Here is a 25,053-nt window from a genome sequence, read left to right as displayed (position 1 = left end):
ACTGGGCGCCATGAGTACGGTTCTCTCCCCGGACGCGGTGGCCTCCGGCACCGCCCGGCGCCGCCCCGCCCTGTTCGGCATATCCCTCGGCTACTTCATGGTGCTGCTCGACACCACCGTCCTGTCGGTGGCCGAGCCCGACCTCGCCCGCTCGCTGCACGGGACGGTCGCCGGCCTGCAATGGGCCGTCACCGGCTACACCGTCGTGTTCGGCGCGCTGCTGCTGTCGGCCGGCGCGGTCGCCGACCGGTACGGCGCGCACCGCGTGTTCCGCGCGGGCATCGCCGCGTTCGGCGTCGCGTCGCTGCTCAGCTCGCTAGCCCCCGACCTGTGGACGCTCGTGGCGCTGCGCGCGGTGCTCGGCGTCGCCGCCGCGGCGTGCGTGCCCGCCTCCATGGCGATGATCAGCCGGCTCTACCCGGTGCCGGCCGAGCGCGCGAAGGCGGTGGCGGCCTGGGCGGCCACCAGCGGCGCCGCGCTGGCCGCCGGGCCCATCGCGGGCGGCGCCCTGGTGGGGCTGGCCGGCTGGCGGGCGATCTTCCTGATCAACGTGCCGCTCGCCGTCCTCGTCCTCGCCCTGGTCGCCGGGCCCCGGGTGCACTGCCCGCGCGGCGAGCGCACCATCGACTGGCCAGCCCAGGTCGTCGCGTGCCTCACCCTCGGCCTGCTCACCGACGCGCTGATCGCGCTCGGCTCCGGCGCCCGCGTGCACGCGGGCTGCTCGGCGGCCGGGACGCTCGCCGCCGCGATCGCGTTCGGCGTGCTGGAGCGGCGGAGTTCGGCGCCCGTGCTGGTCCCGGCGATCCTGCGCGCGCCCGGAATGCCGGGTTCGCTGATCGCGGGCGCGGCCGTCAACTTCGTGATGACGGGCGTGCTGTTCGTGCTGCCGCTGGTCTTCCGGGAGACGCTCGGGATGTCCGCGTTCCGCACCGGCCTGGCGTTCCTGCCGATGACCCTGCCGTTCGCGTTCAACCCGCTGCTCACCGGGCGGATCGTGGCGCGGACCGGGCCCCGCCCGCCCGTGCTGGCCGGCCTCGCCCTGCTGACCGCGGGCGGCGTGCTGTTCGGGATCGTGCTGGCGGCGGGCGCGTCCTATCCCGCGCTGGTCGCGGGCCTGCTGTGCACCGGATTCGGCGTGTCCTTCGCGCTGCCGGCGCTGGCGACCCTCGTCGTCACCGCCGCGCCCGAGGGCACCGCCGGTGCCGCCGGGGGACTGCTCAACGCCGTCCGGCAGCTCGGCGCCACCCTCGGCGTCGCGATCATGGGCGCGTTCGCGGCCGTCGGGCACGAGAACGGCGAGGCTGCCCGGGCGCTGTTCGTCGCCGCCGCGGTCTGCGCCGCCGCGTTCGCCGCCGCCCTCGCGGGTCGGCTCAGGCGGCGGTCGTAAGGGCCGGTTCGGTCAGGCCGTGTCGGGGCGGGCGGTGTCCGCGTCCGCCCCCGGCCGGACGGGACCGGCGCGCGCGGTGGCGAGACGTCGGCGCAGGACGGCGATCTCGGCGCGGAGCCGGTCCGCGGCCCGCGGATCCGGCTCCAGCCCGCCGAACCCGTTCTCGATCAGCTCCAACTCGGCCGCCCGCAGCCGGGAGAGCAGCCGCCGCGGCTCCCCGGTCGGCACGTCCCACCGCTCCTTGCGCCGCCACCGGCGGAAGGCCAGCACCCGGTCCTCGCCCGGAAGCAGCACGCCCCGCGCTGTCTCCTCGGCCGCCGCCCGCCGGAACCGGACGAGGTAGCGGCGCCGCGCCAGCCGGTACGCCATCACCGCCGCCAGCAGGATCGGCGCGCCCTTCAGCGGCAGCAGCGCCGCCCCGGGCAGCAGCGGCGAGTCCCACCACGCGTGCAGGCCCATGGCGAGGAGCAGCGAGGCGAACGCGAGGGCGGCCGTCGACTTCGACGCCCGCCCGAGCAGGCAGCCGAGCCCGGCGCCGCCGACCGCGGTCATCGCCCAGTGGCTCCACCAGGCGCCGCCGATCACCCGGCCGCCGAAGGTGAAGAACGCCGCGTTGGCGTCCTGCGTCCCGCCGGTCAGCACGATCGTGTTGAGCACGTACAGGAAGTTCTCGGTGATCTGGAACCCCAGCCCGGCCAGCGCGCCGTAGCCCCAGCCGTCCAGCGGCCCGCGCACCGCGCACGGCACGATCAGCGCCAGCACCGCCACGCCCGCCAGCTTCAGCAGCTCCTCGTCGACCGGCGCGGCGATCGCCGCGCCCCAGCGGGCGTTGAACTCCGCCCCCGCGGTCTTGGCGATGATCGCCTGGAACGCGGCGTTGGCTGGCAGCGCCGTCCCGAACGCGGCCAGCCCGCCCCACCCGACCGCGATCATCGCGTACCCGAGCGGGTGCGGGCGGACCGGGTGCAGCCGCCGCACCCCCCACACCCCGAGGACGAGCACGGGCGCCAGCAGCGCGAACCCGGCCACCGCGGCCGCCGGGAACTCCGCGATCGACGGCTCCATCGCCCGCAGCGCGATCCAGAGGCCGAGCGGGCACATCACGGCCCACAGCCAGAACGCGGGACGGCGCGTCATGGCGAGATCTCGACGCTGACGACCATCGCCCGCACCTGGGCGGCGAGGCGGCGGTAGGCGTCCGGCGGGCCGGCCGCCGTCACCGTCGCGCCGAGGTCGTCCTTGGCGAACACGCTCGCGGTGCCGACCTTGCCGTGCCCGGCGAGCGCGCCGGTCAGCCCGGCCAGGCCGTGCCCGGTGGTGACGGCCTGCGGGCTCCCGGACAGCTGCGCGCCGCCCATCGAGGCGATCCGGCCGAGCCCCTTCCACAGCCGCGTGTTGTTCAGCGACCCGAGCGGGACGACGGCGTTCAGGTTGAACACGACCTCGTCGTTGGACAGCTCGGCGTTGCTGGTCAGCGAGGAGTCCGCCGCCTCCAGCGCCCAGCCGGCCGCCGGGACCGTGAACGTCACCGGGCGGACGCCGGCCCGTTCGGTGCCGACCGCGACGACGGTGCCCGCCGCCAGCGCGGAACCGCCGCTGCCGAGTGCCTTGTCGACCAGGGGAAGCCCGCCGCCGAGGACGAGCAGTACCAGCACGACCAGCCCAGTGCCCCACCATCTCACCCGCGCCACGTGGCCCCCCTGATGCCCTGCGCTACCGGGGGAAATGCCCCCGGAAAGGGGGACTAAACAAGATCAGGTGGGTTAGGGGGCGGTCTGGCGTGATGTCCAGTGGGCGGGCGCGGCCAGCGCCGCCGGCAGCCGGGTCGCGGCGTCGCCCCGCGCCGCGTCGGCCTGCGCCTGGGTGAGGAACAGCGCGCCGGTCAGGTCGGCGCCCGCCAGTTCGGCGCCCCGCAGGTCCGCTCCGATCAGGTCGGCGGACCGCAGGTCGGCCTTCCGCAGGTCCGCCCCGATCAGGTAGGCGCCGCGCAGGTTCGCCCCGCGCAGGTCCGCACCCTTCAGCCGCGCCCCGATGAGGTCGGCGCCCCGGTGGTTCCTCTTGCGGCCCGGGATCGTGCCGCGCACCAGTTCGCTGGCGCGCAGCAGCAGGACGTTCACCTTCTCCCGCGCCGCCGGGACGTCCACGGCGGCGACCTCGTCGGGGCCGCCGCGGGTCAGCGCCTCCGTCTCGTCCAGAGCCCGGCGGATGTCCGGATGGACGGCAGCGGCGGCGGGCATCTCCAGCGCCTCCGTCAGGTACCAGAGCAATTCGTGCAACTGCCGCATCACCGGGAACACGCGGGACATGGAGGCCGAGAGCCCGGGGGCGCGCCGCCAGTCCCGTCCGCCGAAGGTCTCCTGCGACACCTTCTGGCCGGCGCCGAAGCAGTCGAACACCGTGCAGCCGTGGAAACCGCGTTCCCGCAGCTCGGTGTGGATGCCGCAGCGGAAGTCGGCCAGCAGGTTGGGGCAGGGCCGCCCGGCCTCCTTGTCGACCGCGAAATCGGCCGACTTCGCGAACGGCAGCGCGACGCAGCACAGGCCGAAGCAGGCCCCGCAATCGGCCTTCAGCCTGCTCTTGTCCGGCACGCGCCCACCCCCGTCCTGGTCAACACTCCATTGTCGCGCCCCTACGCGGGTGCCGTGACCACCGTCAGGCGGGGGTGTGCCGTCAGGCGGCGTCGTGGAAGACCAGCCCGAGCGTCCGGCGGTGCCCCGACCGCACCACGCTGACGCCGTGCCGGACGGGCGACGCCGACCAGCCCCGCCGCGTCCGCACCGGACGGTCCCGCGTGGTGAAGACCAGGCCGCGGCCGCGGGGGAGGAGCGTCGCGGTGCCCCGCGACTGTGCGCGCGCCCGCTGCTCCACCATCAGGAACTCGCCGCCGGTGTAGTCGACGCCCGGGTCGTCCAGGCCGATCACGACCTGGAGGGGGAACACCAGGTCGCCGTACAGGTCGCGGTGCAGCGCGTTCCAGTCGTCGCGGCCGTAGCGCAGCAGGATCGGCGTCGGCTTCGTCTGGCCCGCGTCATGGCACATCGAGAGCCATTCGGGCAGCGTGTCCGGCCAGGGCGCCGGACGTCCCAGCCTGGCGGCCCAGTCGCGGGCGATCGGCAGCAGCCGCGGATACAGCGCCTCCCGCAGCTCCTGGACGGGGGCCGGGAACGGCTCGGCGAAGTACCGGTACTGGCCCGCTCCGAACCGGTACCGCTCCATGTCGATCGTCGAGCGGAACCGGCCGACGTCGTCGTAGAGATCGGCGATGTCCGCGCACTCCTCCTTCGTCAGCAGCGGCGGCGTGAGCGCGGAGCCGTAGGCGTCCACCTCCCCGCCGATCGCCGCCCAGTCGCCCTCCGCGACCCTGTCCGCGTAGCCGCCCATGAGCGCGGTCCCCTTCCGGTCGTTGCGTGCCATTCCCGTTGAACACCGGCGCGACCGGGGACGTTGCACCGCCTGCGGTACTGTTGCCTCGTCCGCAGCGGACCGACCGAGGAGGTGAGTCCCGTTCCTGCCAGCTCAGTCCGGGTGCTCCCGCCTCGCGCGCACCGCGCCGGCCGGCGATAGGCGGCCGGGGAGCGCCCACCGGAACACCGAAAGGCGCCCATGTCCGGTCACGCGTCATCTTCTCCGCCCCTCCCGCTTCCCCTCGACGCCGTCGTCCCCGCCCTCCGGGCCGCGGGCTGCGTCTTCGCCGAGGACGAGGCGGAACTGATCCTCTCCACCGCGCGGACGCCCGACGAGGCGACCGCGATGGTCGAACGGCGGGCCGCCGGGCTCCCGCTCGAACACGTCCTCGGCTGGGCCGCCTTCCGCGGGCTGCGGATCGCCGTCGACCCCGGCGTCTTCGTCCCGCGCCGCCGCACCGAGTTCCTCGTCGAGCAGGCGGCCCGGTTCCTGCCGCCCCGCCCGGTCGTCGTCGACCTGTGCTGCGGTTCCGGCGCGCTGGGCGTCGCGCTCGTCACGGGCCTGGACGCGTTCGAGCTGCACGCCGCCGACGTCGAACCCGCCGCGGTGCGGTGCGCCCGCCGCAACGTCGTGCCCGCCGGCGGGCACGTCCATGAGGGGGACCTGTTCGACGCCCTGCCCGCCGAGCTGCGCGGACGGGTCGACGTGCTGCTGGCCAACGTCCCGTACGTACCGACCGGCGAGGTCGGCCTGCTGCCCGCCGAGGCGCGGGCGCACGAGCCGCGCGTCGCGCTGGACGGCGGCGCGGACGGCCTCGACGTGCTGCGGCGCGTCACGGCCGAGGCGCCGCGATGGCTGGCCCCCGGCGGCCGGCTGCTGTTCGAGACCAGCGAGGCCCAGGTCGCCGACGCCGCCGGCGCGGTCGCCCGCGGCGGCCTCACCGCGACCGTCGCGCGCTCCGAGGAGCTCTTCGCCACAGTGATCATCGGCGTCCGTCCTGTGTAGAACGCCACGTGGGGGTATGGAGAAGGGCAAGGACGACATGAAGGAGTGACTTCCATGCGGCGCATCAGCGCAGCGCTCAGCGCCATCTTCGGCACCATCGTGAACATCGTGACCCTGCCGTTCCGGGTGGTGGCCCGGCTGCTGACCCCCTCGCGCGGCGGCCGTCCGGCCCGCACCCGCCGGCGTGGGGCCGCCTGACGCCCATAGCGAGGATCGCCCCGGGTTCCCATTGGGAATCCGGGGCGATCTGCTGGAAAAAGGTATTGCGCATGCGCGCACCGTCCTCCACCATATGAGTAACGAACCGAACGGACGAGCCGGAAGGGAGCCGCTGAGATGGCCGCCATCATCGCCAAGCCTGCCAAGCCTGCCAAGCAGGCGCAGCGCTTCGCCGCTCGACCGCAGCACGTCTTCGTCGTCCCCCGGGACGCCTCCGACTAGGGTCTGGAACAGGCTCCGCGGAGGCCGCCAGGGGAGATCCCCCGGCGGCTTTTTCATGCATTGCCCGCCCATTCGCCGAACGTTCTTGCGACGCTGCGCGCATGCGCGAATTGACAGATGAAGAGCAGCATCATGGGTCAGTAGCTCAATTGGGAGAGCACCCGCCCCGCAAGCGGGAGGTTGCCGGTTCGAGTCCGGTCCGATCCACGGCCGCGCCGGGCGTCCCCGCCCGCGCGGACCACCGGGAAGAGGGGGGTGTGGTGCCCCGCCTGCCTTGGGAGCAGGAGAGACGCGGTTCGAGTCCGTGCTTCCCGACGGCCTTCGAGCTCGTGGGGACGAGCGCCCGGTTGAAGCCCGGGAGGACGAGGTTCGACTCCTCGGATGGCCACGTCGCGCGACCGCCATTCGCGGCGGACTGATCAAATGATGGGCCGCTCTCGTTCAATCAGGGAGGACTCCGGGCTCTTACCCCGGATATGGAGGTTCGAATCCTCCGGGCGGCACGGCGCGGGAACGCGGTTTCCGCGATGCTGGATGGTCTAACGGAAGGACGCGTGGCTCTGAACCACGAAAGTGCAGGTTCGAATCCTGCTCCAGCAGCCGGCCTTTCATTGCCGCGAAAGGCCCGATCCCCGGTGGCCCAGTCCGGTGAGGGCACCCGTATGATAAGCGGGCGACCGCTGGTTCGAATCCAGCCCGGGGGACTCCGGAAACGGCGTGCGGCCGTTTCCGCGCGATGACCGGTAGCTCAGCGGAAGAGCGGCTGCCTTACAAGCAGCGGGTCGCGGGTTCGAGTCCCGCCCGGTCAACCGTGACGCGTCAGGGCCGCGCGCCGACGCGGGTCCGCTGCGTCGTCCAGGCGCGGGCCTGCTCGCTCAGCGTGAAGCCGAGGCCGGGACGGGCGGGCACGTGCATCCTGCCGTCGCTGATCGCGAGCCGCTCGTTGAACAGCGGGTCCAGCCAGTCGAAGTGCTCCACCCACGGCTCGGCCGGGTACGCCGCCGCGAGATGCAGGTGGATCTCCATCGCGAAGTGCGGCGCGAGCTGCAGGTTCCGGTGGTCCGCCAGGACGGCGAGCTTCAGGAACTCGGTGATGCCGCCGATGCGCGGCGCGTCCGGCTGGATGACGTCGGCCGCGCCCGCGTCGATCAGCGCGCAGTGCTCGGCGACGCTGGTCAGCATCTCGCCGGTCGCGACCGGGGTGTCCAGCGCGCGGGCGAGGGCGGCGTGGCCCTCGGCGTCGTGGGCGTCCACCGGCTCCTCGATCCAGGTGAGGCCGAACTCCTCCAGCGCGCGGCCCATCCGCAGCGCGGACGTCCGGTCCCACTGCTGGTTCGCGTCCACCATCAGCGGCACCGCGTCGCCGAGATGCTCGCGGACGGCGGTGACCCGGCGCAGGTCCTCCGCGCGGTCGGGATGCCCCACCTTGATCTTGATGCCGCCGATCCCGGACGCCAGCGCCGCCGAGGCGTTGTCGAGGACCTCCTCCAGCGGCGCGTGCAGGAACCCGCCGGAGGTGTTGTAGCAGCGGACGGAGTCGCGGTGCGCGCCGAGCAGCTTGGCCAGCGGCAGCCCCGCGCGCTTGGCCTTCAGGTCCCACAGCGCGATGTCGATCGCGGCGATCGCCTGGACGGCGAGCCCGCCGCGCCCCACCGACGCGCCCGCCCATGCCAGCTTCGTCCAGATTCGTCCGATGTCGCTGGGATCCTCGCCGATCAGCGCGGGCGCGATCTCGGCCGCGTGCGCGAACTGGCCCGGCCCGCCGGCCCGCTTGGAGTAGCCGAACCCGACGCCCTCGTGCCCGTCCTCGGTGCCGATCTCGGCGAACAGGAACACGACCTCGGTCATCGGGCGCTGCCGCCCGGTCAGCACCTTCGCGTCGCTGACCGGGACGGTGAGCGGCAGCGTGACCGACGACAGCTCGATCCACGCGACGCGGTCCAGAGTCGCCTCCCCGGCGCCGGTCACCTCAGAGCACCTTCTCCACCAGCGCGGCGAGCTCGGCGAACTCGGCGTCGGTCAGGTCGGTCAGCGGCGGCCGGACGGGCCCGGCGGGACGTCCGGCGGCACGCATCCCCGCCTTGACGATGCTGACCGCGTACCCCTTGGAGCGGTTGCGGATCTCGCAGTACGGCAGCACGAACTCCGCCAGCCGGCGCCGCACCTCGTCCCGGTCGCGCGCGCGGACGGCCCGGTAGAACCCGAGCGCGAAGTCCGGCACGAAGTTGAAGATCGCCGAGGAGTAGGTCGTCACGCCCATCTCCAGGTAGGGCAGCGCGAACGTCTCGGCGGTCGGCAGCCCGCCGATGTAGACCAGGCGGTCGCCGAGCCGCGACCGGATCCGCGTCATCAGCTCCAGGTCGCCGACGCCGTCCTTGAACCCGACGAGGTTGGGGCACGCCTCGGCGAGCCGCGCGACGGCGTCGTCCTGGTAGACGGCGTTGGAGCGGCTGTAGATCGTCACGCCGAGCCGGGTGGCCTCGCACACCGCGCGGACGTGCGCGACGAGCCCGTCCTGCGGCGCCTCGGTGAGGTAGGGCGGGAACAGCAGGATGCCGTCGGCGCCCGCCGCCTCGGCGTCGCGGGCCATCTCGACCGCGGTGGCGGTGCCGTACCCGGCGGGGGCGATCAGCGGGACGCCGTCCGGCGTCTCCGCGGCGGCGGCCCGGACGACCCGCCCGACCTCGGCGGGGGTGAGCGAGAAGAACTCCCCGGTGCCGCCCGCCGCGAACAGCCCGGCGACGCCCTCGTGCCCGAGCCGGGCGATGTTGGCGCGGTAGGCGCCCTCGTCGAAGGACAGGTCGTCGCGGAAGTGGGTGACGGGGAACGACAGGAGCCCGGAGCCGAGCAGCCGGGCGGTCTCGTCGGGCGCGTGCTGGCTCATGACCCGAGGCTAGGATGGCCGATTGATCCAGGTCCAACACGAATATCGGATCCACTGATACCCGCAGGGAATCGTTTGTTCACCCTCACCCAGCTCGCGAGCTTCGTCGCCGTCGCCGAGGAACTGCACTTCGGCCGTGCCGCCGAGCGGCTGCGGATGACCCAGCCGCCGCTCAGCCGGCAGATCCAGCTGCTGGAGAGCGAGCTGAAGGTCCGGCTGCTCGACCGGACGAACCGCTCGGTCCGGCTGACGCCCGCCGGCCGCGCGTTCCTGGTCGAGGCGCGCCGGCTGCTGCACCAGGCCGACCACGCGGCGCTGTCGGCGCGGCGGGTGTCGGCGGGGGAGGCCGGCCGGATCGCGGTCGGGTTCACCGCGGCGAGCGCCTACGCCGCGCTCGGCCGGCTGCTGGACGCCGCGCGGTCCGCGCTGCCGGACGTCGAGATCGTGCTGCGCGAGATGGTGACCCGCGACCAGCTGCGGGCCCTCACCGAGGGCGCGCTCGACCTGGGGCTGGTCCGACCGCCCGTCACCGCGCCGGAACTGGAGGAGCGGGCCGCCGACCGCGAGGCGCTGCTGGCCGCCGTGCCGAACGGGCATCCGCTCGCCGCCGCCGACGGCCCGCTGCGCCTGGACGCCTTCAACGGGCAGCCGCTCATCATGTACTCGCCGGTCGAGGCGCGCTACTTCCACGAGCTGCTGGTCGGGCTGTTCCGGTGGGCGGGCGTCTCTCCCGTGTACGTGCAGTACCTCAGCCAGGTGCACAGCATCCTCGCGCTGGTGGACGGCGGGTGGGGCCTCGCGCTCGTCCCCGAGGCGGCGGCGCGGCTGCGGTACGCGGGCCTGACGTTCCGTCCGCTGGAGCTGCCCGACCCGGCCCCGGTGGAGCTGAGCCTGACCTGGCGGCACGGCAACGACAACCCGGCCCTGGCGAAACTGCTGGAGCACATCTGACGGCCGGCGTCCGGGCGGAACTGTGGCGATGACCACCTCCCGCCGGTGCGCCGCCGTCTTGACCGGTCCCGCCCGGCTCGCTTACTTTGGCGTCCAAATATTTGCCGTCAAAGTAACGGCCGCCGCCCACCCGTGAGCCAAAAAGGTAGGGAACGATGAGCGACTTTCCCGCGTACGCGCCGTCGGAGGAGCACGAGTTGCTGCGGGCGACGGTGCGTGAGTTGGCGGATGCCAAGATCGCGCCGTTCGCGGCGGAGGTGGACGAGGACTCGCGTTTCCCGCAGGAGGCCCTGGACGCGCTGGTGGCCAATGACCTGCATGCGGTGCATGTGCCGGAGTCCTATGGGGGTGCGGGCGCGGACGCGTTGGCGACGGTGATCGTGATCGAGGAGGTCGCGCGGGCGTGCGCGTCCTCGTCGTTGATCCCGGCGGTGAACAAGCTGGGCACGGTCCCGGTGCTTTTGGCGGGCTCGGAGGAGTTGAAGAAGAGGTATCTGGCGCCGGTGGCGCGCGGTGAGGCGATGTTCTCCTACGCCCTGTCCGAGGCCGACGCGGGCTCGGACGCGGCCGGGATGAAGACCCGCGCGGTGCGCGACGGCGAGCACTGGGTGCTCAACGGCGCCAAGATGTGGATCACCAACGCGGGCGTGTCGCAGTACTACACCGTGATGGCCGTCACCGACCCGGCGGCCGGGGCGCGGGGGATCTCGGCGTTCGTGGTGGACAAGGCCGATGCGGGGGTGTCGTTCGGGGCCAAGGAGCGCAAGCTGGGGATCAAGGGGTCGCCGACCCGGCAGGTGATCTTGGAGGATGTGCGGATCCCGGCCGACCGGATGATCGGTGCCGAGGGCACCGGTTTCAAGACCGCGCTGGCCACCCTGGACCACACCCGGATCACCATCGCCGCCCAGGCGCTGGGCATCGCCCAGGGCGCGTTGGACTTCGCTCTCGGCTATGTCAAGGAGCGCCGGCAGTTCGGCAAGCCGATCGCTGATTTCCAGGGTGTGCAGTTCATGCTGGCCGACATGGCGATGCGGTTGGAGGGCGCCCGGCAGTTGACCTACCACGCGGCGATCAAGTCCGAGCGGGCGATGCACGGCGAGAAGATCGCGGACCTGACGTTGGTGTCGTCGGCGTGCAAGGCGCTGGCTTCGGATGTGGCGATGGACGTCACCACCGACGCGGTGCAGTTGTTGGGCGGGTATGGGTACACGCGGGAGTTCCCGGTGGAGCGGATGATGCGCGACGCCAAGATCACCCAGATCTACGAGGGCACCAACCAGATCCAGCGCATGGTCATCGCCCGCCAACTCCTCAAGTAGCTCCCCGCGCCGCGCCGGTGACTGGCGGCCGCTCCCCAGGGAACATCGCCGATACGGCGGGGTGACGGCGAAAGGCCTGCCGCGACCGGGGAAGTGCCGCCAGGATGGGTGGTGCCGGCCGTCCATCGCGGACAAGGGAGTGCCATGAGCGAACACGAACCCGCGCCCGAGATCGACACGAGCGTCTCGCACGTGGCGCGCATCTGGAACTACTGGCTGGGCGGCAAGGACAACTATCCCGTCGACCGCGAGGTCGGCGACCAGATCCTCGCGATGCTCCCGGACGTGGCGCGGCTCGCCCGCGCGTCCCGGCTGTTCCTCAACCGGGTCGTCTGGCACCTGGCCGCCGAGGCGGGAATCCGCCAGTTCATCGACATCGGGACGGGCCTGCCGACGGTCGACAACACCCACGAGGTCGCGCAGCGCGCGGCGCCCGAGGCGAAGATCGTCTACGTGGACAACGACCCGCTGGTGCTCGCGCACGCGCAGGCGCTGCTGACCAGCACCCCCGAGGGCGTCACCGCCTACATCGACGCCGACCTGCGCGACCCGGACCGCATCCTCGCCAAGGCCGCCGAGACCCTCGACTTCGACGAGCCGATCGCGCTCACCCTGATGGGGATCCTGGAGTTCGTCACCGACGACGAGGAGGCGTACTCGATCGTCCGGCGGCTGCTGGACGCGGTGCCGTCCGGCAGCCACTTCGCGATGTACGACGGGACGAACGTCGTCCACGGCGAGGCGTCCGACCGGATCGTCGACGTCTGGAACGCCTCCGGCAACGCCGGTCTCGTGCTGCGCAGCCCCGAGGGGATCCGGCGCTTCTTCGACGGCCTGGAACTGCTGGAACCCGGCGTGGTGCCGGTGAACGAGTGGCGGCCCGAGGTCAGCGTCGGCACCGACCCCGAACCCGTGGACGCCTACGGCGGCGTGGGCCGCAAGCCTTAGCCGCCGGCGGCTAGCCGCGGGGCGGCTCGTCCGCGTGCTGGAGGATCTCGGTGATCGCGAAGGCGGCGTCGAGCCGGCCGCCCTGCACGGCGGCCTTGTAGTAGACGAGCGCGGTCTCCCGCGCCGCGGCGGTGCCGCCTTGGCCCGCGCGGTCGCCGAGCCGGTGGGCGTGGCGGGCCGCCTGGGCGGCGTCCAGGCCGTCCGGCGAGGCGTCCAGCAGGTCCAGCGCGTCCGGGTGGCCGGCCGCCGCGGCCTCGATCAGCAGCGGGACGGTCTCGCCGCCGCGGGCCGGGTCCGTGCCGAGCAGCACCGCGACCCGGTAGAGGGCGTCGGCGTCCCCGGCCGCCGCGCGGCCGAGCAGCGCGCGGCCGTGCGCGCCGTACCCGGCCACGGTCGCCTTCTGCGACTCCGTCAGCCGCACCGGCCGGACCGGTTCGCTCTCCGGCGGCGCGAGCGCCGCGGAGGCGGGCGGACCCGCCGGTTCGCCGGGCCGGGAGGGGGTCCGGGCGGCGCGCAGCCGGGCCTGCCACACCGGCAGCGACGCGATGCCCGGATCGTCGCCGCGCACCCCCGTCTCCCACGCCCGGTGCTGGCAGCAGAGCACGAAGCTGGCCACCCACGCCGAGGAGGGCGCCCGCTTGCGCCGCCCGGCGAGCACGTCGAAGATCCCGGTCGTCGACAGCGACGGCAGGTCGCGCCGGCCGTACAGCTCGCCCAGGTGCTCGGAGATCTCGGCGAGCTTGCGGTAGGGCGGCCTGTTGCAGGCGTCGTAGAGCGCGTTGAGCGCGGTGATGAAGTCCTCCGGCCCGGTGGGCCGCGAAGCGTCGTCGATCATGTCTGGTCGCCCTTGCCGGCGTGGAGCTGACCCGTCCGTCCCATGCTGCCAGCCGGACGGCCCGGCCGTGGGCGATATGGCGGTCACAGTCCGCGCAGGATCCGCCACAGGATCGATTGCGTCGACGCGGGTTGCGCCGCGGTCAGCACCAGCCGGTTCATGGTGTGCCAGTAGGACACGGCGCCGGGACCGGACGGGTACACCGCCCCGTTCAGCCGCTCCACGTACACGACGTCGGGCAACTCGGCCTGCGGCGGCCGCAGCAGCGTGAACGAACCGCCGGTCACCGGCGGCGCCCCGGCGGACGCCAGCGGCAGCACCTGCAAGGTCACGTGCGGCAGGTCGCAGACGTCCAGCAGGTGCTCGAACTGGGCGAAGGTGACGGCCCGCCCGCCGAACCCGCGCAGCAGCGCGGCCTCCTCGATCACCGCCCAGAACCGCACGGGCGGCTCCCTGTGCAGGATGCGCCGCCGGAGGGCGCGCAGCGCGGCGAGCCGCTCCGCCTCCTCGGCCGGCCGGCGTTCCTCCAGCAGCGCGCGCGTGTACGCCTCGGTCTGCAGCAGGTCCGGGACGACCTGGGCTTCGTACGCGCGGATGACGCTGACCGACTGCTCCAGCTCCAGGTACGGCTCGTACCAGGGCGGGACCACGTCCTGGTACGCCGACCACCAGCGGGGCGCGTTCGCCTGCCGGGCCAGGCCGAGCAGCGTCGCGACCTCGGCGCGGTCGGTGACGCCGTAGGCGGTGCACACGCCGGCGACGTCGCGCAGCCGCAGGTCGGCGCGTCCGAGCTCGATCCGGGCGATCTGCTCGCGGGGCCGGCCGAGCACGGTCTCGGCCTCCTCCAGGCTGTGCCCGTTGGCCTCGCGCAGCCGCCGGAGCTGGGCGCCGAGCACCATCCGGGCCACCGTGGGACCGGTCTCCCACTCCTCGTGGAAACCGCCTTCGGCCTGTTCGGCGGCGACTGTGTTCATGCTCTGCCTCTGCGCGGACGACCATCGGGGCGTTCCCCGATCAACGCTAGCCCAGCGTGGCACGGCGCGTCCCGCGGTTCGCGAGGCGGCGGGCGGGCATTGCCGCGCCGGAACGCGCCCGCTACGCTCGCCGTTAAACGGGGAACTCCCCGTTTATCGTCCCGAAAGGACACCGGATGCCCCTCACCACCGAGGACCGGCTGGCGATCACCGACGTGATCTCGCTGCACGGCCACTACGCCGACGCCGGCGAGCTCGACCGCATGACGGAGCTGTTCACCGAGGACGTCGTCTACGACGTGACCGCGCTCGGCGGCGGCCTGATCGAGGGCCGCGCCGCACTGAAACAGGCCGCCCTGGACCTCGGCGACCGCAACCCGCTGGCCCACCACGTCACCAACGTCGTCGTCACCGGCGCGGACGGGGACCGCGCGCACGCCGTCTCCAAGGCCATCGCCGTGCTGGCGGACCGCGGCTGCGCCAGCGCCACCTACGAGGACACGCTGGTGCGCGACGGCGACCGGTGGCTGATCCGCCACCGCACGATCCGCCCGCGCCGCGAGCCCCTGACGCCCTGACCGCGCCGGTCACCGCGAAGGCAGGGCGCCGGTGGAGGCCGGACCGCGCCGAATAGCATGTGCGAGGCCGCCGCAGTCGAGCATGTGAGGAGCGGTTCGTGCGAGAGATCGCCGTGTTCAGCGGGAGCGCGCACCCGGAGCTGGCGGCCGAGGTCTGCGCCCATCTCGGAGTGCCGCTGAGCCCGGTCCGGGTGTCCCGGTTCGCCAACGACTGCCTCGAGGTCCAGTTGCAGGCCAACTGCCGCGAGCGGGACGTGTTCCTGATCCAGCCGCTCGTGGCGCCCGTCCAGGAGCACCTGGTCGAGCTGCTGCTGATGTGCGACGCGGCGCGCGGCGCGTCCGCCAGCCGCATCACCGTAGTGATGCCGCACTACTCCTACGCCCGCTCCGACAAGAAGGACGCGCCGCGCATCTCGATCGGGGGCCGGCTGGTGGCCGACCTGCTCGTGGCGTCCGGCGCGAGCCGCGTGCTGGCGATGACGCTTCACTCGCCGCAGGTGCACGGCTTCTTCTCCGTGCCGGTCGACCACCTGCACGCGCTGCGCGAGCTGGCCGAGCACTTCCGGCGGTACGACCTGTCGCGCACCACCGTCGTCTCGCCCGACCTCGGCAACGCCAAGGAGGCCGCCGCCTTCGCCCGCCTGCTCGGCGTGCGGGTCGCGGCCGGCGCCAAGCAGCGCTTCTCCGACGACCGGGTGCAGATCAGCTCGGTCATCGGCGAGATCGCCGGCCGGGACGTGATCGTGCTGGACGACGAGATCGCCAAGGGCAGCACCGTGCTGGAGCTGCTGGACCGGCTCCGCGAACTCGGCGCCCGCACGATCCGGATCGCCTGCACGCACGGGCTGTTCGCGTCCGGCGCGCTGAAGCGGCTGTCCGCCGAGCCGGACGTGCTGGAGATCGTCTGCACCAACACCGTCCCCGTCCCGGACGGCGAGCGCGGCGAGAAGCTGAAGGTCCTGTCGATCGCGCCGGCGCTGGCCGAGGCGGTCCGCCGCATCCACAACGGCGAGTCCGTCAGCGCCCTGTTCGAGAACCCGCACTCTTAGGGCGCGCGCAGCACGGCGTCGAGGACGGCGTCGGCGTACTCGGGGGTCGGCGTCTCGCCCGCGACGAGCAGCCGGAACCAGATCGGGCCGGTCAGCAGGTCGAGCAGGACGTCGGTGTCGACGGGCGGCAGCCCTCCCTCGTCCCGCGCGGCCCGCAGCCGGCCGGCGCCCGCCGCGCGGATCGGCCGGTACAGCCGCTCCCGCCACGCCTCCGCCAGCTCGGGATCGTGCTGGGCCGCGCCGACGAGCCCGGCGAACAGCGGCCCCCGCTCCGGGTCGCCCAGCAGGTCCGCGATCCCGTGCAGCCAGCTCCGCAGGTCGCGGACCAGGTCGCCGCTGTCGGGGAACGCGGTCGGCGGGACGTGCTCCATGAGCGCCTCCAGCACGACCGCGCCCTTGGAACTCCAGCGCCGGTAGATCGTCGGCTTCCCGACCCCGGCGCGGGCCGCGATGCCCTCGATCGTGAGCCGGCCGTACGGCTGCTCCTTGTACAGCTCGAACGCCGCGCTCAGGATGGCCGCCCGCGAGCGCTCGGCGCGGCTGGGTGTCTGTGGCATGCGCACAGGCTACCTCGAAACGTTACGTAACGTATTGACAGTCGTGCCGGGCTCTGCCGATACTAACTTCGTTACGTTCCGTTCCGTTTCATTTGGAGCCCTCCATGACGCATGCTCCGGCGCCCGCGCCGTCCGTCCACCGCCGGGCCCTGATCACCTGGATCGCCGTCTACGCGGCGATCACCGTCGTGCAGCCCGCCATCGCCCCGGCGACCGCGTCCCTGCCCGCCCCGCTCCGCACCCTCGCCCTGACCGCGATCGTCGTCCCGGCCGTGGTGTACGTCCTGGTCCCGGCCCTGATGCGCCTGAACCCCACCCGCCCGGCCCCCTGCCTCCCCAACGACTGACCCACGCCACCCCACCTCCCGCGCCGCCACCCCCGCCCCGCCTAAGCCTTCCGGCTCGCGCAGGGGCGGATGGCGGTCAGAGGAGCATGTCGCTGCCGCCTGACTCCTCTTCGCCGTCGGTCGTGTGTTCTGATTCGAGGTACTCGTCCTCGGGCCAGAGCTCGTTGGCGAGGAAGGCGAGGTACTCCTCGTCGCCGGGGTCGAGTTCGGCCGTCATCGACTCGGGATGGACGTCGCCGGGGTCCGCGCCGGGCGCCGCCAGGGCAGGTCCGGGCGCGGCGCCCGGCGCTTGCGCGGGGGCCTCGTCGGCGGCGGGCGGCTCGTCCGGGGACGCCATGGGACGGAGCAGGCTGGGCAGGCACAGGCCGAACAGGGCGGCCATCGCCACCAGGACCAGGACCGTGATCACCACACCACCCCGTCCTTTCGCGTCGAGTTCCACATGATTCTTGCGTAAGTAGCAAAACAGTTGAACGCTACCTGGGTGACCTATCGGATGGGAGCCGACATGCGGGCCGCCGGAGACAATGGCGCGGTGGAGTCTCACGGAGCGGTCGGCGCGCGGGCCCGCGCGCTGGCCCGCGTCGTCTGGGACCACCTGGTGCTCGCCGGCCCCCTCTCCAAGGCTGACGCGATCCTCGCGCTGGGGTGCCACGACACGCGGGTGGCGGCGCACGCGGCGAGGCTTTGGCACGCGGGTTGGGCTCCGGTGGTGGTCGTCTCGGGCGGGCGCGGCAAGATCACTTCGGCGTGGGAGGAGACGGAGGCCCAGGTCTTCGCGCGTGTGGCGCGCGGGCACGGGGTCCCGGAGGAGGCTCTGCTGCTGGAGGAGACCGCCGCGAACACGGGGGAGAACATCACCGCGACCAGACGGCTGCTTGACGGACGCCTCGATCTGCGGAGCGGGATTTTGGTCGCCAAGCCGTACATGACGCGGCGGGCGCTCGCCACGGCGCGCAAACAGTGGCCCGAAGTGGACTGGACGGCCGCCTGCCCCGACATCGGATACGAGGCGTACGGGCACGGGGACGACGAGCGCCGGTTCATCGAACTGATGGTGGGGGACCTGCAGCGGATGGAGGTCTACGCCGAGCGCGGGTTCCAGGTGCCGATGCCCGTCCCGGCGGCGGCCTGGGCGGCGTACGAGGAACTGGTCGCGCTCGGATACGACCGGCACGTGATCCGCTGAGGGTGGCACAATCGGACGCATGGCGTCAGTGACCACTTACTGCCGGATCTGCGAACCGCTGTGCGGCCTGGAGGCCACCGTCGAGGACGGGCGCGTCGTCCGGATCCGCCCCGACCGGGAGCATCCGCTGTCCAAGGGGTTCGCCTGCCCCAAGGGCATCGCGATGACCGAGGTCCAGAACGACCCGGACCGGGTCCTGCACCCGCTGCGGCGCCGTCCGGACGGCGAGTTCGAGCGGGTGGGCTGGGACGAGGCGCTGGGCGACATCGCCGCCCGCCTCAACGCCCTCCGCAAGGAGCACGGCGGGTCGTCGATCGGCTGGTACTTCGGCAACCCGGCGACGTTCTCCTACAGCCATCCGCTGTGGCTGAACGGATTCATGGCGGCGCTGAAGTCGCCGCACCTCTACTCGGCCGGGTCGCAGGACGTCAACAACCGGTTCGCGGCGAGCGCGCTGCTGTACGGCGCGCCGGTGCTGGTGCCGATCCCCGACCTCAAGCGCACCGACCTGCTGCTGATGCTCGGCGCGAACCCGCTGGTCTCGCACGGCAGCCTCATCACCGCGCCGCGCATCCGCGAGGACCTGTCGGCGATCGTGGTGCGCGGCGGGCGGGTCGTGGTCGCCGACCCGCGCCGGACCGAGACCGCCCGCGCCTACGAGCACCTGCCCGTCCGCCCGGACGGCGACGCCGCGCTCCTGCTGTCCCTGCTCAACGTGATCTTCGAGGAGGGGCTGGAGGACCGGGCGGCGTGCGCGCGGCAGGCGTCCGGCGTCCAGGAGTTGCGGGCGCTCGCGGAGGGCTTCGCGCCCGAGGACGTCGAGGCGCGCAGCGGCGTCCCGGCACCGGCCGCCCGGGAGCTGGCCCGCGATCTCGCGCGGGCCGAGCGCGCCGTCGTGTACGGCCGGACGGGCACCTGCCTCGGCCGGCACGGCACGCTGACCGCGTTCCTCATCGACGCCGTGACACAGGTGACCGGCAACCTCGACCGCCCGGGCGGCGCGGTCTTCGGGGCCGCGCCGTTCCGGCTGGACGAGGTGCTGCGGCTGTCCGGCCTCGCCAGCTACGCCAGGACCCGGTCGCGTGTCGGCGGATATCCCGACATCCTCGGCACGTTCCCCGCCGGGGTGATGGCCGAGGAGATCACCACGCCGGGACCGGGACGGCTGCGGGCGCTGCTGGTCTCCGGAGGCAACCCGGTGCTGAGCGTCCCGGGCAGCGCGGCGCTCGACAAGGCCCTCGACGAGCTGGACCTGCTCGTCACCATCGACCTCTACGTCACCGACACCGGCCGCAAGGCCGACTACGTGCTGCCCGCGACCACGTTCCTGGAGCGCGAGGACTTCCCGCTGCCGTTCCTGCAGAACCACCTCACGCCCTACGTGACCTGGACGGAGCCGGTCGTCGCGCCGCGCGGCGAGGCCCGCCAGGAATGGGAGATCATCGAGGCGCTGGCCCGCCGGATGGGGCTGGGCGTCGGCGCGTTCGGCCCGCAGCGGCTCGCGCACCGGCTGGGCGTCCGGCCGTCGCCGCGGTCGCTGGTGGACGGCCTGCTGCGCACCGGCCCGGCGGGGGACTGGTACGGGCTGCGCCGGATCCTCACCGGACGCGGCGGCCTCAGCCTGAAGCGGCTGCGGAAAGAGCCGCACGGCATCGTCCTCGCCGATCACCATCGGACGGGGACGCTGCGCCGCCGCATCCTGCACAAGGACAAGCGGGTGCATCTCGCCCCGCCCGAGATCGCCGCCGAGGTGCGGCGGCTGGCCGCGGAGCCGGAGCCGCCGGACGGCTTCCCGCTCCGGCTGATCGGCCTGCGCGAGATGCGCTCGCACAACTCCTGGATGCACAACGCGCCCGCGCTCATGCGCGGGGGACGCGTCCACGCGGCCCGGATCAACCCGCAGGACGCCGCCGCGCACGGGATCAAGGACGGGGAGCCGTGCCGGATCACCTCGCCGCACGGGTCCGTCGAGCTGGCGGCGCTGGTCACCGACGAGATGACGGAGGGCACCGTCGCGGTCCCGCACGGCTGGGGGCACCGGGGCGGCTGGCGGACGGCCAACGCGGCGGGCGGCGCGAACGTCAACCTGCTCGCCTCGCCCGATCCGGCGGACCTGGAGCGGCTGGCCGGGATGGCGTGGCTCAACGGCGTCCCGATCCGGATCGAGCCGGCCTGACCGCCCGCGACCGGGCGGGCGGCGCGGCGGAAGCGATGGCGGCCTCGCGGGCGGGAGGAACGCGGGGACCCGCGGGCCGCGGCGCCTCTAGGCGGCGGTGGTGGGACGGTGCGGGGCGATGACGCGCCCGTCGGGCAGCAGTTCGCCGGTGTCCTCGAAGACGACGATGCCGTTGCAGAGCAGGCTCCAGCCCTGCTCGGGGTGGGCGGCGACGGTGCGGGCGGCCTCGCGGTCCAGCGCGTCGGGTCGCGGGCACGGCGGCTGGTGCGGGCAGGACGGTGCGCGTTGATCGGTCACGGGTTCCTCCACGGACGTCCCTGTGATTAAGGACATAGTGGAAGCCTGCCGCCGTTCGTCCGAAATATGCAAGTGGATGGGGGATTCTTTACTGTTCGTCGCGTGTGCGGGCGGACAACTCGGGGCAAGGCGGGACGTTCAGCGCAGAAGCCCCTCGTCCGGCTCGTCGCCGTGGTCGACGTCCAGGCCGACGACCGACAGGCAGCCGGTGCAGATCCACTCGGCGATGACGGCCTCGGAGTTCATCCCGTGCGCCCGGTACGGGCGGTCGACCCACCGGCGCCGCATCCCGTGCCCGCACGAGGAGTGCAGCAGGCGGCCGCAGGCGGGGCACGGCCAGACGTCCTCGCAGCGCCGGTCGCACCGGGGGCACAGCGGCGCCTCGTAGTGCTCGGCCGGCTCGGGGAGGCCCAGCTCGCTCCGCCACTCGTGCTCCAGGTCGAGGTACTCGTCGCCCGGCCAGTGGTGGTCGGCCAGCCACGCCAGGTACTCCTCCTCGCCCGGGGCGAGCACGGCCGTCAGCGACTCGGGGTGCTCGTCGCGCGGGCGGTGTCGGCGCCCGGCGCGCCGCGCGGAGGCCAGCAGGGTCAGCAGGCCGAGGAGCGCGGCCGCTGCCAGGCCAGTCGCCAGGGGCATCGCGGCGTCCTTACACGATCTTGTGGCGGGAAAGTCCGATCATGAATTCACTTCACAAAACCCTGCGAACGGTACAAGAAAGGCTCTTAACGGAAAAGTCGATCAGAAAAGAATCTTCGCCTCGATCATGGCCGGCCCGGTGACCGAAACCCGGTCCGGCGGCCGTCCAGAACCCGCACGGCCTGCGCAATCGGGGGCGTACGAGCGTCGCCGAGCCCCGGGCGGCCCCGCACGGGGTTTCACTCTCCGCTGAATCCGGCCCTGGCGGCTCCCCGCCCCCGCGGCCCGGCGGTCAGTCCTTGCGCCCCATGACCGCCACGATCTGGGTGTGCAGCGGATGCTCCAGCGGGCCCTTCGGCCCGTTCGGACGCCACTCCGTCACGGGCGCCACGCCCGGCTCGAGGATCGTCAGCCCGTCCATGAACCCGGCGACCTGCGCGGCGGGCCGGAAGTGGGAGCCGCCCAGCCCCGACTGCAGGATCCGCTTGGCCTCCTCGACCCGGGGGTCGTCGCCCGAGTCGTGCAGGTGCGTCAGCATGACGTGGCTGCCGGCCGGCAGGAACGGGTGCAGGGACCGGACCACGGCGGCGGGGTCCCGCTCGTCCGGCACGTGGTGGATGATCGCCGCGAGGATCAGCCCGACCGGGCGGCGCAGGTCGATCAGCCCGGTCAGCGCCGGATCGGTGAAGATCTTCTCCGGCTCGTACAGGTCGCCCTGGATGAACGTGGCGACGCCCTGCTCGGTCAGCAGCGCCCGCCCGTGCGCCAGCACGATCGGGTCGTTGTCGACGTACACCACGCGCGCGTCCGGGTTGGCCGCCCGGGCGAACTGGTGCACGTTGGACGCGGTGGGCAGCCCGGAGCCGATGTCGACGAACTGGTCGATGCCGAGGTCGCCCGCCAGGTACGTGACCGCGCGCTCGATCGCGACGCGGTTGCCCTGCGCCACCACCGGCGCCTCGGGGACGAGCTGCATCACCATGTCGGCGACCTCGCGGTCGGCGGCGAAGTTGTCCTTGCCGCCGAGGAAGTAGTCGTACACCCGTGCGAACGTCGGCGTGGAGGTGTCGATGCCGGGAGGGGCGTCCTCCGGGAGTTCGTCGGCCACGCGTGCGGCTCCTTCTGTTGTCCCCCGCTGGGCGCGTGCGGGGCGGGGACGAGTTGGCCCAAGGGTAGGCCGATCCGCCGTCCCCGGCGGGGTTTTCGCGGCTTTGCCGGACCCGTTCCGGCGCGGGGTGCGGTTTTCCGCAGGGCGGCGGCTGGGGCGGGCGGCCGGACGGGTCGGCGGTGCGCTCCATGGTGGCGGGAGCGCCCGGTTCCTAGCGTCGAAGGCATGATCGAGACGACGTACACGATGGCGTCCGCGGCGGCCGGGAGCGAGCCGTCCGGCGGGATCACCGGGTGGGCCACGCACCTGATGGAGCAGCTCGGCGCGCCCGGCGCCGGGGTGGCGATCGCGCTGGAGAACCTGTTCCCGCCGCTGCCGAGCGAGGTGATCCTCCCGCTGGCCGGGTTCACCGCCGCGCAGGGCCGGATGAGCCTGCTCGCCGCGCTGCTGTGGACGACCGCCGGGTCGGTGGTGGGCGCGCTGGTCCTCTACGGCGTCGGCGCGCTGATCGGCCGGGACCGGATCCGCGCGCTGGTCGCCCGGCTCCCGCTGGTCAAGCTCGCCGACCTGGACCGCACGGAGGCGTGGTTCGCGCGGCACGGCGGCAAGGCGGTGTTCTTCGGCAGGATGATCCCGATCTTCCGCAGCCTGATCTCCGTCCCGGCCGGGCTCGAGGGCATGCGGATGGCGACGTTCCTGCTCTACACCACGCTCGGCAGCCTGCTGTGGAACACGGTGTTCGTGCTGGCCGGGTACTGGCTCGGCGACAACTGGACGGCCGTCCAGGACTACGTCGGCGTCTACTCCAAGGCGGTGGTCGCGCTGGTGGCCGTCGCGGTGCTGGCCTTCGTCGCCCTGCGTATCGTGAAGGCCCGCGGCGGACGGCACCGCGGGCACCAGGCGTATGGAAACCCGCAGGCAAGAGAATTCGAACGTGACCGAACCCTCTGACGGCCCGGACGCCCCGCACCGGGGCCCGCGCGCCGCGCGCCAGGGCCCGCGCGTCCCGCGCCAGGGCCCGCGCATCCCGCGCCAGGGTCCCCGCGCGGTGGGCGGGGCGCTGGTCCGGGCCGCCGCCGGGCTGCTGCTCGGCGCGTTCACCGCCGTCGTGGAGATCGTGCTGCTCGCGGCGGCGGCGCTGCTGATGGCCTACGCGCTGGCGTTCTCGCGCGGGCAGCGCGCGGTACCGGGGATCGTCGCCGACGGCGCGCGCCGCCTCACCGAGCTGGAGCGCCGCCGGCTGGCGTTCCTGGGGGAGTCGGGGGCGGCCGAGTACGGGCCGCTGCGGGCGCTGGCCTACCTGGTCCTGCGGGTGCCGGTCGGGCTGCTCGGCGGGATCATCCTCGGGCTGATCGGCATCGGCGCCGTGACGGGCGCCGAGCTGGCGGTGGGCTGGTGGATCACCGGCCGCTACCCGGACGGCATCCCGCCGACCTGGTGGATCGTCCTGTACATCGGCATCGCCGGGCTGGTGCTGCTGTTCCTGGCCGTCCAGGGGCTGTTCGGGGTGGCGGCGCTGGAGCGGGCGGTCGCGCGGCGGTGCCTCGGCCCGAGCCCGCTCGCCGAGTACGAGCGCAGGATCGCCCAGCTGTCGGTGACCCGCGCGCAGGTCGTGGACGCGGTGGACGACGAGCGCCGCCGCATCGAGCGCGACCTGCACGACGGCGTCCAGCAGCGGCTGGTCGCGCTCGGCATGCTGATCGGCCGCGCCCGCCGTGCCGGCGACCACGAGCGGGCCGCCGACCTGCTGAAACAGGCGCACGAGGAATCGCAGCGCGCCCTGGAGGACCTGCGCGAGGTCACCTGGCGCGTCTACCCGGCGGCGCTCGACGGGGAGGGGCTGCGGGTCGCGCTGGAGTCGGTCGCCGAGCGGTCGGCCGTGCCGGTGACGATCGGGTACGACGTGCCGGGCCGTCCCCCGCACGCGGTCGAGACCGCCGCGTACTTCGTGGTCTGCGAGGCCGTCACCAACGCCGCCAAGCACTCCGGCGCCGGACGGGTGCGCGTCGAGGTCGCCGGATCCGGGACAATGATCGGCGTGCGGATCGAGGACGACGGGACCGGCGGGGCCGACCCGTCCGGCGGCGGGCTGGCCGGGCTGGCCCGGCGGGTCGCCGCGCTGGACGGGACGTTCGCCGTGCACAGCCCGCCCGGCGGCCCCACCGTGATCACCGCGGAGCTGCCGTGCGGGTGATGCTGGCCGAGGACTCCACGCTGCTGCGCGAGGGCCTGGTGCGGCTGCTCGCCGAGGAGGGCCACGAGGTCGCGGCGGCGGTCGGCGACGGCGACGCGCTGATCGCGGCGGTCGCCGCGAGCCCGCCCGAGGTGGTCGTGGTGGACGTCCGGATGCCGCCGACGCACACCGACGAGGGCCTGCGCGCCGCGCTGGAGGTCCGGCGGCGCTGGCCGGGCGTCGGCGTGCTCGTCCTGTCGCAGTACGTGGAGAAGCGCTACGCCACCGAGCTGATCACCGCGGACACCGCCGGCGTCGGCTACCTGCTGAAGGACCGGGTCGCGCAGGTCGAGGAGTTCCTCGACGCGCTGGACCGGGTCGGCGCGGGCGGCGCCGCGTTCGACCCCGAGGTGGTGCGGCGGCTGCTGGCGCACAGCACGCACACCGACCCGCTGTCGCGGCTGACCCCGCGCGAGCGCGACGTCCTCGACCACATGGCGCAGGGGCACACGAACGCCTCGATCGCCGCGCACCTGCACGTCTCGCAGAGCGCGGTGGAGAAGCACGTCAACGCGATCTTCGACAAGCTGGACCTGTCGCACGCGGCCGGGTACAGCCGCCGCGTGCTGGCGGTGCTGCGCTACCTCGGCTCCTGAGAGCCGGTGACGAGAGGAGACTTCCCAATGAGGTTGTCAAGCCGCGACCGTGACGGGCGGTGAGTGGTGGTAGCACTCACCGTTGCGGATCATGGCCCACAGCACGTTGACGCGGCGACGGGCCAGCGACAACAG

27 protein-coding genes and 6 tRNA genes are annotated in these 25,053 nt (G+C 73.4%); 20 read left to right on the top strand and 13 right to left on the bottom strand.

Features of this window, described 5'->3' with window-relative positions; all coding sequences use genetic code 11:
- Positions 1-10: 10 nt before the first annotated feature.
- On the top strand, positions 11-1,387 hold the full coding sequence (locus QP089_RS40145) for an MFS transporter (RefSeq protein WP_285919361.1): 1,377 nt from the start codon (positions 11-13) through the stop codon (positions 1,385-1,387).
- Between the two features lie 12 nt (positions 1,388-1,399).
- Here the strand turns inward: QP089_RS40145 and QP089_RS40140 are convergent, their stop codons facing one another.
- The 4 genes from QP089_RS40140 to QP089_RS40125 form a co-directional block, all read right to left on the bottom strand.
- Entirely contained in the window at positions 1,400-2,524 is a 1,125-nt protein-coding gene (locus QP089_RS40140; protein ID WP_285919359.1) for a PrsW family glutamic-type intramembrane protease, read from the bottom strand.
- Positions 2,521-3,078, bottom strand: coding sequence for a hypothetical protein (locus QP089_RS40135; RefSeq protein WP_285919357.1), 558 nt, complete (start codon positions 3,076-3,078; stop codon positions 2,521-2,523). The genes QP089_RS40140 and QP089_RS40135 overlap by 4 nt, the downstream gene beginning before the upstream one ends.
- A 72-nt stretch (positions 3,079-3,150) precedes the next feature.
- Positions 3,151-3,975, bottom strand: coding sequence for a pentapeptide repeat-containing protein (locus QP089_RS40130; RefSeq protein ID WP_285919355.1), 825 nt, complete (start codon positions 3,973-3,975; stop codon positions 3,151-3,153).
- Positions 3,976-4,057: 82 nt separating this feature from the next.
- Positions 4,058-4,768: a 2OG-Fe(II) oxygenase gene (locus QP089_RS40125; protein WP_285919354.1), complete on the bottom strand. Its 711-nt coding sequence runs from the start codon at positions 4,766-4,768 to the stop codon at positions 4,058-4,060.
- Between the two features lie 222 nt (positions 4,769-4,990).
- Here QP089_RS40125 and QP089_RS40120 point away from each other — a divergent pair, with 222 nt between their 5' ends.
- The 8 genes from QP089_RS40120 (at position 4,991) to QP089_RS40085 (ending at position 7,047) form a co-directional block, all read left to right on the top strand.
- Positions 4,991-5,797, top strand: coding sequence for a putative protein N(5)-glutamine methyltransferase (locus QP089_RS40120; protein ID WP_285919352.1), 807 nt, complete (start codon positions 4,991-4,993; stop codon positions 5,795-5,797).
- 54 nt (positions 5,798-5,851) lie between these two features.
- Positions 5,852-5,995 (top strand): LPFR motif small protein, encoded by a 144-nt coding sequence (locus QP089_RS40115; protein WP_285919350.1) that lies wholly within the window; start codon positions 5,852-5,854, stop codon positions 5,993-5,995.
- Positions 5,996-6,372: 377 nt separating this feature from the next.
- Positions 6,373-6,445 (top strand) — tRNA-Ala (locus QP089_RS40110).
- A gap of 35 nt (positions 6,446-6,480) precedes the next feature.
- A tRNA-Pro gene (locus tag QP089_RS40105) sits at positions 6,481-6,553 on the top strand.
- 115 nt (positions 6,554-6,668) lie between these two features.
- Positions 6,669-6,741, top strand: a tRNA-Lys gene (locus QP089_RS40100).
- Between the two features lie 25 nt (positions 6,742-6,766).
- A tRNA-Gln gene (locus QP089_RS40095) sits at positions 6,767-6,838 on the top strand.
- A 29-nt stretch (positions 6,839-6,867) separates the two neighbouring features.
- Positions 6,868-6,942 (top strand) — tRNA-Ile (locus QP089_RS40090).
- 33 nt (positions 6,943-6,975) lie between these two features.
- Positions 6,976-7,047, top strand: a tRNA-Val gene (locus QP089_RS40085).
- Between the two features lie 10 nt (positions 7,048-7,057).
- On the opposite strand, the gene QP089_RS40080 is transcribed toward QP089_RS40085, so the two are convergent.
- Entirely contained in the window at positions 7,058-8,206 is a 1,149-nt protein-coding gene (locus QP089_RS40080; protein WP_285919348.1) for an L-talarate/galactarate dehydratase, read from the bottom strand.
- A gap of 1 nt (position 8,207) precedes the next feature.
- On the bottom strand, positions 8,208-9,122 hold the full coding sequence (gene kdgD, locus QP089_RS40075; protein ID WP_285919346.1) for a 5-dehydro-4-deoxyglucarate dehydratase: 915 nt from the start codon (positions 9,120-9,122) through the stop codon (positions 8,208-8,210).
- A 75-nt stretch (positions 9,123-9,197) separates the two neighbouring features.
- Between kdgD and QP089_RS40070 the strand changes: the two genes are divergently transcribed.
- The 3 genes from QP089_RS40070 to QP089_RS40060 all read left to right on the top strand — a co-directional run bounded on the left by QP089_RS40070 (position 9,198) and on the right by QP089_RS40060 (position 12,343).
- Positions 9,198-10,073 (top strand): LysR family transcriptional regulator, encoded by an 876-nt coding sequence (locus QP089_RS40070; protein ID WP_285919344.1) that lies wholly within the window; start codon positions 9,198-9,200, stop codon positions 10,071-10,073.
- 155 nt (positions 10,074-10,228) lie between these two features.
- Positions 10,229-11,395: an acyl-CoA dehydrogenase family protein gene (locus tag QP089_RS40065; protein ID WP_285919342.1), complete on the top strand. Its 1,167-nt coding sequence runs from the start codon at positions 10,229-10,231 to the stop codon at positions 11,393-11,395.
- Between the two features lie 144 nt (positions 11,396-11,539).
- Positions 11,540-12,343 (top strand): SAM-dependent methyltransferase, encoded by an 804-nt coding sequence (locus QP089_RS40060; RefSeq protein ID WP_285919340.1) that lies wholly within the window; start codon positions 11,540-11,542, stop codon positions 12,341-12,343.
- 10 nt (positions 12,344-12,353) lie between these two features.
- On the opposite strand, the gene QP089_RS40055 is transcribed toward QP089_RS40060, so the two are convergent.
- Both QP089_RS40055 and QP089_RS40050 read right to left on the bottom strand, forming a co-directional pair.
- A complete protein-coding gene (locus QP089_RS40055) occupies positions 12,354-13,178 on the bottom strand; it encodes a hypothetical protein (RefSeq protein WP_285919338.1) in 825 nt (274 codons plus the stop codon).
- An 83-nt stretch (positions 13,179-13,261) separates the two neighbouring features.
- Positions 13,262-14,152, bottom strand: a complete 891-nt coding sequence (locus QP089_RS40050; RefSeq protein WP_285919336.1) for a helix-turn-helix domain-containing protein — start codon at positions 14,150-14,152, stop codon at positions 13,262-13,264.
- 176 nt (positions 14,153-14,328) lie between these two features.
- Between QP089_RS40050 and QP089_RS40045 the strand changes: the two genes are divergently transcribed.
- Positions 14,329-14,730, top strand: coding sequence for a nuclear transport factor 2 family protein (locus QP089_RS40045; protein ID WP_285919334.1), 402 nt, complete (start codon positions 14,329-14,331; stop codon positions 14,728-14,730).
- 98 nt (positions 14,731-14,828) lie between these two features.
- Positions 14,829-15,779 carry a ribose-phosphate diphosphokinase gene (locus QP089_RS40040; protein WP_285919332.1) on the top strand — a complete coding sequence of 317 codons (951 nt, stop codon included), beginning with the start codon at positions 14,829-14,831 and terminating at the stop codon, positions 15,777-15,779.
- Here the strand turns inward: QP089_RS40040 and QP089_RS40035 are convergent.
- Complete coding sequence (locus QP089_RS40035; RefSeq protein WP_285919330.1) at positions 15,776-16,336, bottom strand: TetR/AcrR family transcriptional regulator; 561 nt, start codon at positions 16,334-16,336, stop codon at positions 15,776-15,778. The genes QP089_RS40040 and QP089_RS40035 overlap by 4 nt on opposite strands.
- A 104-nt stretch (positions 16,337-16,440) precedes the next feature.
- Between QP089_RS40035 and QP089_RS40030 the strand changes: the two genes are divergently transcribed.
- Complete coding sequence (locus tag QP089_RS40030; RefSeq protein WP_285919329.1) at positions 16,441-16,683, top strand: putative antibiotic biosynthesis monooxygenase; 243 nt, start codon at positions 16,441-16,443, stop codon at positions 16,681-16,683.
- A gap of 76 nt (positions 16,684-16,759) precedes the next feature.
- On the opposite strand, the gene QP089_RS40025 is transcribed toward QP089_RS40030, so the two are convergent.
- Positions 16,760-17,095 carry a hypothetical protein gene (locus QP089_RS40025; protein ID WP_285919327.1) on the bottom strand — a complete coding sequence of 112 codons (336 nt, stop codon included), beginning with the start codon at positions 17,093-17,095 and terminating at the stop codon, positions 16,760-16,762.
- Between the two features lie 123 nt (positions 17,096-17,218).
- Here QP089_RS40025 and QP089_RS40020 point away from each other — a divergent pair, with 123 nt between their 5' ends.
- Together QP089_RS40020 and QP089_RS40015 are read left to right on the top strand one after the other, a co-directional pair.
- The gene (locus tag QP089_RS40020; protein ID WP_285919326.1) at positions 17,219-17,872 is read left to right on the top strand and encodes a YdcF family protein; all 654 of its coding nucleotides are present in this window, start codon (positions 17,219-17,221) and stop codon (positions 17,870-17,872) included.
- A gap of 19 nt (positions 17,873-17,891) precedes the next feature.
- The gene (locus QP089_RS40015; protein WP_285919324.1) at positions 17,892-20,048 is read left to right on the top strand and encodes a molybdopterin-containing oxidoreductase family protein; all 2,157 of its coding nucleotides are present in this window, start codon (positions 17,892-17,894) and stop codon (positions 20,046-20,048) included.
- A gap of 87 nt (positions 20,049-20,135) precedes the next feature.
- Here the strand turns inward: QP089_RS40015 and QP089_RS40010 are convergent, their stop codons facing one another.
- The 3 genes from QP089_RS40010 to QP089_RS40000 form a co-directional block, all read right to left on the bottom strand.
- The gene (locus QP089_RS40010; protein WP_190858671.1) at positions 20,136-20,345 is read right to left on the bottom strand and encodes a DUF5999 family protein; all 210 of its coding nucleotides are present in this window, start codon (positions 20,343-20,345) and stop codon (positions 20,136-20,138) included.
- 138 nt (positions 20,346-20,483) lie between these two features.
- The gene (locus QP089_RS40005) at positions 20,484-20,981 is read right to left on the bottom strand and encodes a hypothetical protein (protein WP_285919321.1); all 498 of its coding nucleotides are present in this window, start codon (positions 20,979-20,981) and stop codon (positions 20,484-20,486) included.
- A 292-nt stretch (positions 20,982-21,273) separates the two neighbouring features.
- Positions 21,274-22,089, bottom strand: coding sequence for an SAM-dependent methyltransferase (locus QP089_RS40000; RefSeq protein ID WP_285919319.1), 816 nt, complete (start codon positions 22,087-22,089; stop codon positions 21,274-21,276).
- A 225-nt stretch (positions 22,090-22,314) separates the two neighbouring features.
- Between QP089_RS40000 and QP089_RS39995 the strand changes: the two genes are divergently transcribed.
- Genes QP089_RS39995 through QP089_RS39985 form a run of 3 tightly spaced genes read left to right on the top strand, consistent with a single transcriptional unit; the run spans position 22,315 to position 24,918 of the window.
- Positions 22,315-23,040 (top strand): DedA family protein, encoded by a 726-nt coding sequence (locus QP089_RS39995; RefSeq protein WP_285919318.1) that lies wholly within the window; start codon positions 22,315-22,317, stop codon positions 23,038-23,040.
- Positions 23,024-24,283 carry a sensor histidine kinase gene (locus QP089_RS39990; protein ID WP_353070674.1) on the top strand — a complete coding sequence of 420 codons (1,260 nt, stop codon included), beginning with the start codon at positions 23,024-23,026 and terminating at the stop codon, positions 24,281-24,283. The genes QP089_RS39995 and QP089_RS39990 overlap by 17 nt, the downstream gene beginning before the upstream one ends.
- The gene (locus tag QP089_RS39985) at positions 24,274-24,918 is read left to right on the top strand and encodes a response regulator (protein WP_285919316.1); all 645 of its coding nucleotides are present in this window, start codon (positions 24,274-24,276) and stop codon (positions 24,916-24,918) included. Before QP089_RS39990 ends, QP089_RS39985 begins: the two co-directional genes overlap by 10 nt.
- Positions 24,919-25,053: the final 135 nt, after the last annotated feature.

Source organism: Actinomadura opuntiae (assembly GCF_030283205.1).
Lineage (GTDB): Bacteria > Actinomycetota > Actinomycetes > Streptosporangiales > Streptosporangiaceae > Spirillospora.
This window is presented reverse-complemented; position numbering and strand designations above follow the sequence as displayed.

Coding starts and splice junctions, on each gene's coding strand:
- QP089_RS40145 (WP_285919361.1), top strand. CDS start 11: ATGAGTACGGTTCTCTCCCCGGACGCGGTGGCCTCCGGCACCGCCCGG.
- QP089_RS40140 (WP_285919359.1), bottom strand. CDS start 2,524: ATGACGCGCCGTCCCGCGTTCTGGCTGTGGGCCGTGATGTGCCCGCTC.
- QP089_RS40125 (WP_285919354.1), bottom strand. CDS start 4,768: ATGGGCGGCTACGCGGACAGGGTCGCGGAGGGCGACTGGGCGGCGATC.
- QP089_RS40120 (WP_285919352.1), top strand. CDS start 4,991: ATGTCCGGTCACGCGTCATCTTCTCCGCCCCTCCCGCTTCCCCTCGAC.
- QP089_RS40115 (WP_285919350.1), top strand. CDS start 5,852: ATGCGGCGCATCAGCGCAGCGCTCAGCGCCATCTTCGGCACCATCGTG.
- kdgD (WP_285919346.1), bottom strand. CDS start 9,122: ATGAGCCAGCACGCGCCCGACGAGACCGCCCGGCTGCTCGGCTCCGGG.
- QP089_RS40065 (WP_285919342.1), top strand. CDS start 10,229: ATGAGCGACTTTCCCGCGTACGCGCCGTCGGAGGAGCACGAGTTGCTG.
- QP089_RS40060 (WP_285919340.1), top strand. CDS start 11,540: ATGAGCGAACACGAACCCGCGCCCGAGATCGACACGAGCGTCTCGCAC.
- QP089_RS40055 (WP_285919338.1), bottom strand. CDS start 13,178: ATGATCGACGACGCTTCGCGGCCCACCGGGCCGGAGGACTTCATCACC.
- QP089_RS40050 (WP_285919336.1), bottom strand. CDS start 14,152: ATGAACACAGTCGCCGCCGAACAGGCCGAAGGCGGTTTCCACGAGGAG.
- QP089_RS40045 (WP_285919334.1), top strand. CDS start 14,329: ATGCCCCTCACCACCGAGGACCGGCTGGCGATCACCGACGTGATCTCG.
- QP089_RS40035 (WP_285919330.1), bottom strand. CDS start 16,336: ATGCCACAGACACCCAGCCGCGCCGAGCGCTCGCGGGCGGCCATCCTG.
- QP089_RS40030 (WP_285919329.1), top strand. CDS start 16,441: ATGACGCATGCTCCGGCGCCCGCGCCGTCCGTCCACCGCCGGGCCCTG.
- QP089_RS40015 (WP_285919324.1), top strand. CDS start 17,892: ATGGCGTCAGTGACCACTTACTGCCGGATCTGCGAACCGCTGTGCGGC.
- QP089_RS40005 (WP_285919321.1), bottom strand. CDS start 20,981: ATGCCCCTGGCGACTGGCCTGGCAGCGGCCGCGCTCCTCGGCCTGCTG.
- QP089_RS39995 (WP_285919318.1), top strand. CDS start 22,315: ATGATCGAGACGACGTACACGATGGCGTCCGCGGCGGCCGGGAGCGAG.